The 5,053-nt window shown below is 46.0% G+C and carries 5 protein-coding genes; 2 read left to right on the top strand and 3 right to left on the bottom strand.

Features of this window, described 5'->3' with window-relative positions; all coding sequences use genetic code 11:
- Positions 1-203, bottom strand: a 203-nt coding sequence (locus tag ACTHUE_RS10750; RefSeq protein ID WP_440423454.1) for a DUF2185 domain-containing protein, incomplete at its 3' end; no start/stop codon positions are given.
- Between the two features lie 254 nt (positions 204-457).
- Here ACTHUE_RS10750 and rnc point away from each other — a divergent pair.
- Both rnc and era read left to right on the top strand, forming a co-directional pair.
- The gene (rnc, locus tag ACTHUE_RS10755) at positions 458-1,177 is read left to right on the top strand and encodes a ribonuclease III (protein ID WP_003748556.1); all 720 of its coding nucleotides are present in this window, start codon (positions 458-460) and stop codon (positions 1,175-1,177) included.
- A gap of 64 nt (positions 1,178-1,241) precedes the next feature.
- Positions 1,242-2,171, top strand: a complete 930-nt coding sequence (gene era, locus ACTHUE_RS10760) for a GTPase Era (RefSeq protein WP_036493257.1) — start codon at positions 1,242-1,244, stop codon at positions 2,169-2,171.
- A 56-nt stretch (positions 2,172-2,227) separates the two neighbouring features.
- Here era and coaBC read toward each other — a convergent pair whose 3' ends face one another.
- Positions 2,228-3,406 carry a bifunctional phosphopantothenoylcysteine decarboxylase/phosphopantothenate--cysteine ligase CoaBC gene (gene coaBC / locus ACTHUE_RS10765; RefSeq protein ID WP_107769529.1) on the bottom strand — a complete coding sequence of 393 codons (1,179 nt, stop codon included), beginning with the start codon at positions 3,404-3,406 and terminating at the stop codon, positions 2,228-2,230.
- A 44-nt stretch (positions 3,407-3,450) separates the two neighbouring features.
- Positions 3,451-4,680, bottom strand: coding sequence for a tetratricopeptide repeat protein (locus ACTHUE_RS10770; RefSeq protein ID WP_107769528.1), 1,230 nt, complete (start codon positions 4,678-4,680; stop codon positions 3,451-3,453).
- Positions 4,681-5,053 lie beyond the last annotated feature (373 nt).

Raw genomic sequence — 5,053 nt, forward strand, 5'->3', positions numbered from 1 at the left:
GAGAGGCTGACAATGCTGAAGTTGTCGGGATTGTCGGTGTATTCGTCGGTTTCGTCGCCGCTGAAAATACGCCAGCCGCTGTCGTTTTCAAATACGGGGGCTTCGCGGTAGAGGAAGCCGACGGGTTCGCCTTGTTCGGCGACGGTGTTGGTGACGATGCAGCGGTCGAGCGCTGCGGCCAATGCTTGGGCAAATTTGTTCATGGAGTTGGCAAAGAGATGATTTGGCATGATTTTACACGATTCGCCGCTTTTCCGCACGGATGTGTGCCGGGGCGGTTTGATGGTACAATGTCGGTCGAGCGCCGTCAGGTTTGAACATGACGGCTTTTGATTGTTTATCGGCTTGAGGGACGCAAGAAACAATGAGCCAAAATAAAAAAGTTGCCGGTGTAGCCTTTTTATTTTGTTTCACTGCGGATGAGGCGTATTTTCGGGCTGTTTTTTGAAAGTATGGAATGAAACCTGATTTGCTCAAACAGCAGGCGCATCGAGCGATTCAAAAGCGTCTGGGCTATGAGTTCCGCAATATGGAGCTGCTTCAGCAGGCTTTGACCCACCGCAGCTACAATGCCAAACACAATGAGCGTTTTGAATTTGTCGGCGATTCGATTTTGAACTATTCCGTGGCGCGGATGTTGTTTGACGCGTTTCCGAAATTGTCGGAAGGCGAGTTGTCGCGGATGCGTGCGGCTTTGGTGAATGAAGGCGTGTTGGCTGAAATTGCGTTGGAAATGAATGTCGGCGACGGTTTGTATTTGGGTGCCGGCGAGTTGAAGAGCGGCGGTTTCAGACGGCCTTCGATTTTGGCCGACGCGATGGAGGCGATGTTTGCGGCGGTCAGCTTTGACGCGGATTTTTCTGCGGCGGAAAAAGTGGTTCGCCATTTATTTGCGGAACGCGTAAAACGCGCGGATTTGAATATCGGCAAGAAAGACAGTAAAACCGCTTTGCAGGAAGCCTTGCAGGCACGCCGCTTTGCCCTGCCGAAATACCGAATCGAAGAGCAGGCGGAGCAGACGGCTGATGCGATGTTTGTGATTTCCTGTGATTTGGGCGAACTTGGCTTTATCTGCAATGCGCGCGGCAGCAGTCGGAAAGTGGCCGAGCAAAAAGCGGCATGTGAAGCCTTGGAATGGTTGGAACAGAAGTTCCCTTTAAAAAAATCTAAAAAATAATATTTCAGACGGCCTTTGAGAAAATGCAAAGGCCGTCTGAAACAATCAAGAAAGTCATATATAAATGGATATCGAAACCTTTTTGCAAAACGAGTCACAACACCCGACGGATTATCGTTGCGGCTTTGTGGCCATCGTGGGTCGCCCGAATGTCGGCAAGTCCACGCTGATGAACCATTTAATCGGTCAGAAAATCAGTATTACCAGTAAAAAAGCACAAACCACGCGCAACCGTGTAACAGGTATTTACACCGACGACACGGCGCAATTTGTGTTTGTCGATACGCCGGGTTTTCAAACCAATCACCGCAATGCTTTGAACGACCGTCTTAATCAAAACGTAACCGAAGCGTTGAGCGGCGTGGATGTGGTGGTTTTTGTGGTGGAAGCCATGCGCTTTACCGATGCCGACCGCGTGGTGTTGAAGCAGTTGCCTAAGCATACGCCTGTGGTATTGGTGGTCAATAAAATCGATAAAGACAAAGCCAAAGACAAATTTGCGCTTGAGGCGTTTATCAATGAAGTGCGCCAAGAGTTTGAATTTGCCGCCAGCGAGGCAGTCAGCGCGAAACATGGTCTGCGTATTGCCAATCTGCTGGAATTGCTCAAGCCGTATCTGCCGGAAAGTATCCCGATGTATCCGGAAGATATGGTGACGGACAAATCCAGCCGATTCCTGGCGATGGAGATTGTGCGCGAAAAATTGTTCCGCTATTTGGGCGAAGAGTTGCCATATGCGATGAATGTTGAAGTGGAGCAGTTTGAGGAAGAGGAAAGCGGACTGTTCCGCATTTATATCGCGGTGTTGGTCGATAAAGACAGCCAAAAGGCGATTTTGATTGGCAAGGGTGGGGAGAAATTGAAGAAAATTTCTACTGAAGCCCGCCTTGATATGGAAAAATTGTTTGATACCAAAGTCTTCTTGAAGATTTGGGTGAAAGTGAAATCCGGTTGGGCAGACGATATTCGTTTTCTGCGCGAATTGGGTTTGTAATGTAATGTGTTTGAACAAAGGCCGTCTGAAAAATTTTCAGACGGCCTTTTGTTTGATTAAGCCAATAATTCAGCCAGGCGTTTGACGATTTCATCTGCCGCTTGGCGTTTCGATGTTTCCGGAAATGAGGTTTCAGCAAGGTCATCAATAATGGTGATTTGATTGGTTGGCTTACCCATGGAAACGGAAACTTGGTTGGCTACCAGCATAGGTACGTTTTTGCGCAAACGTTTTGCCCGTGCAAATTCCAAAACCTGATGGCTTTCTGCAGCAAAGCCGACGCAGAATGGTGGAGAAGGCAAGGCGGCAACGGATGCGAGAATATCCGGATTTTCCGTCAGTTCGATAACCGGGGGCTGATTGCCGTTTTTCTTCAGTTTCTCGTTGCTGCTGTTTTTGACTTTATAGTCTGCAACAGCTGCAACGGAAATAAAGACATCTTGTTTCGGAATATGGCGATGAACCGCCTGATACATGGCTTCTGCGTTGACAGCCTGTTCAGAATGAGTTAAGCCTGCGGGCAAGGCCGTCTGAATTTGACCGTAAATCAGCGTGACCTCCGCTCCGGCAGCACGGCAGGCACGCGCTAAAGCTATGCCCATTTGTCCGCTGGAAATATTGGTAATGCCGCGAACAGGATCGATGGCTTCAAACGTTGCGCCGGCTGTAATCAGAACTTTTTTACCGCTCAGTAGCTTGGGTGTCCATAAATCCTCTAGCAAATCAGCCAGATCGACCGCTTCGACCATCCTGCCAGTGCCTGTTTCGCCGCAAGCCTGTTCGCCGCTGTTTGGGTAAAACACGGTAATGCCGTCTGAAACCAGCTGCTCAATATTGCGCAGATTGGCAGGGTTGTTCCACATTTCGACATTCATTGCAGGCGCAACAGCCAAAGGGCATTTCCTGGCTGCTACCAAGTTGGTCAGTAGATTATCAGCCAATCCGTTGGCAATTTTGGCAATCGTATTGGCAGTTGCAGGCGCAATAAGAAATGCGTCGGCTTCACGCGTCAGATTGATGTGCGCCATGCCATTATTGGAAGCACCTGAATAGGTATCCGATAAAACAGGATTGCCGGTTAAAGCTTGGAAAGTCAGCGGGGAGATAAATTCTGTCGCAGAATCCGTCATCACTACTGATACAGAATGTCCTTGCTTTTTCAGTAGTCTGACCAGTTCACAAGATTTATACGCCGCAATACCGCCAGTAATGCCGAGGAGAATGTGTTTGCTCATAAATAACGGGTTCATTAAATGAGATATATAGGAATCAAATCAAATTAGATTTGTTCGATGTTGATTCTGGCCAGTTTTGCTTTAATCGCATTACCATATCTCTTTGGTAAGAATGCTGAAACCGCTCCGTTTTTCACTTCAGTCACATAACTGCAGACTTTAAATTCAGGAACAACATTGAGCGAGTAGTCCGGATTGACCAAAGGCGAAGCACTGGAGTACAGCGTCCATCTTGCCAGACTGCCGTCTTCATAATTAGTCGTTGCGTTAAAGCTGGTGACCCCTTCGCTGAAAGCGATTTGATAATTAGAGTAGAACTCGCCGGGAATTTTGTGTGCATTACAGAAATCAAATAATCTGTCATGTGCAAACAGATTCTGACGGATATAGGCCCACAATTCTTTTTCTAGAAAATCTTGGTCTGCAAAATGTCTGGAAGGGTAGCCCTCGTCAACAAAGTTTTGAATTCTTTCCTGCATATCTGGGACTGCACCCGCTTTAGCCCCCCACATACCCGCAAGAATCAGGGCAGTATGCGAGCCTGAGTCGCGAATAGTGTGGAATAGGGTGCCACTTTTTATCCATTCGGATACGGCTGCAGCATCACGATAGCAAATAATAGAATCTGCATCACGGAAAATAACGTATTCAACCTCGGGATCATTGATGGCAAGAAAGCGCCACATTGTACCCGGCCAGTTATCCAACGGTGCGCCAACTTTAATCACTTCGGCACCGTTATTTCTAAATCGTTGAATAGCTTCAGCCGATACAGAATCGTCGACATAAAAACGACATGTCCAACCGGGGAAAAGCACAGGCGCAAGCTGGGTATTTAATACGGCAGGCTCAATATATTTGGAATTATTGCCAAATAAAGAAAAGGAGATAATCCGTTTGCCGTTTTTTGGAGCTGGTGTTGGAGTGATTTCATGTTCTAGGTCTGGGATGGCTTTATCTTTTAGAACCAAAGCCTGATGACCGTAAAACCCGGTTTTTTCCCAGTTATCTAGAGCGCCGTAAGCATGTGCAAGTAAATCCAAAGCAGGAATATAGGTGCTATCCAGCTCTAGCGTTTTCATTTCAGCCTCAATGGCTTTTTCCCATTTCAATTGCTTCAGATAGGCATAAGCAACTTTATGATGATATTCGACAGATTGGGGATTGAGAAGGCAAAGAATCTCGGCACGTTTTAGCGCTTCCTCGTAATTTTCCTCTTCAATAAAAGAGTGATATGCTTGTTCAAATTTTTGTTGAATCTTTTCGTTACTCATAATAGGGACTATTCTAAATTTATGATTGTTTTATTGGAGAAAGTAGAGATTGTAAGAGTAGATGGGACTAAAGCGCCAGTAATATAGAGATATAGAGTGTTTGAATGTGGCAATTAAGAGTAAAGCCGCAGGAGTATTTATCTTTGGGTATCTGTTTTATCTATCGAACGATAAAATCCAATAAATTTTAAATTATTTAAATACAGATAGTTGTGAAAATTTTTAATTTTTTTTGAAATTGGGTGTTGACTGGTTTTGTTTAGGGGCGTATAGTTCGGTTCTTCGCTGCTGACGCGGTGAAGAAAACGAAGCAGACAGTATAACACAGTTAGTTAGAATTTTCGATAATTTTAGTTGACATTTGCTAAATGTA

This window comes from Neisseria sp. P0021.S005, assembly GCF_051956955.1.

Excerpts from the sequence above, each read along its gene's own strand:
- coaBC (WP_107769529.1), bottom strand. The coding sequence starts at position 3,406 with ATGAGCAAACACATTCTCCTCGGCATTACTGGCGGTATTGCGGCGTAT.
- rnc (WP_003748556.1), top strand. The coding sequence starts at position 458 with ATGAAACCTGATTTGCTCAAACAGCAGGCGCATCGAGCGATTCAAAAG.
- ACTHUE_RS10770 (WP_107769528.1), bottom strand. The coding sequence starts at position 4,680 with ATGAGTAACGAAAAGATTCAACAAAAATTTGAACAAGCATATCACTCT.
- era (WP_036493257.1), top strand. The coding sequence starts at position 1,242 with ATGGATATCGAAACCTTTTTGCAAAACGAGTCACAACACCCGACGGAT.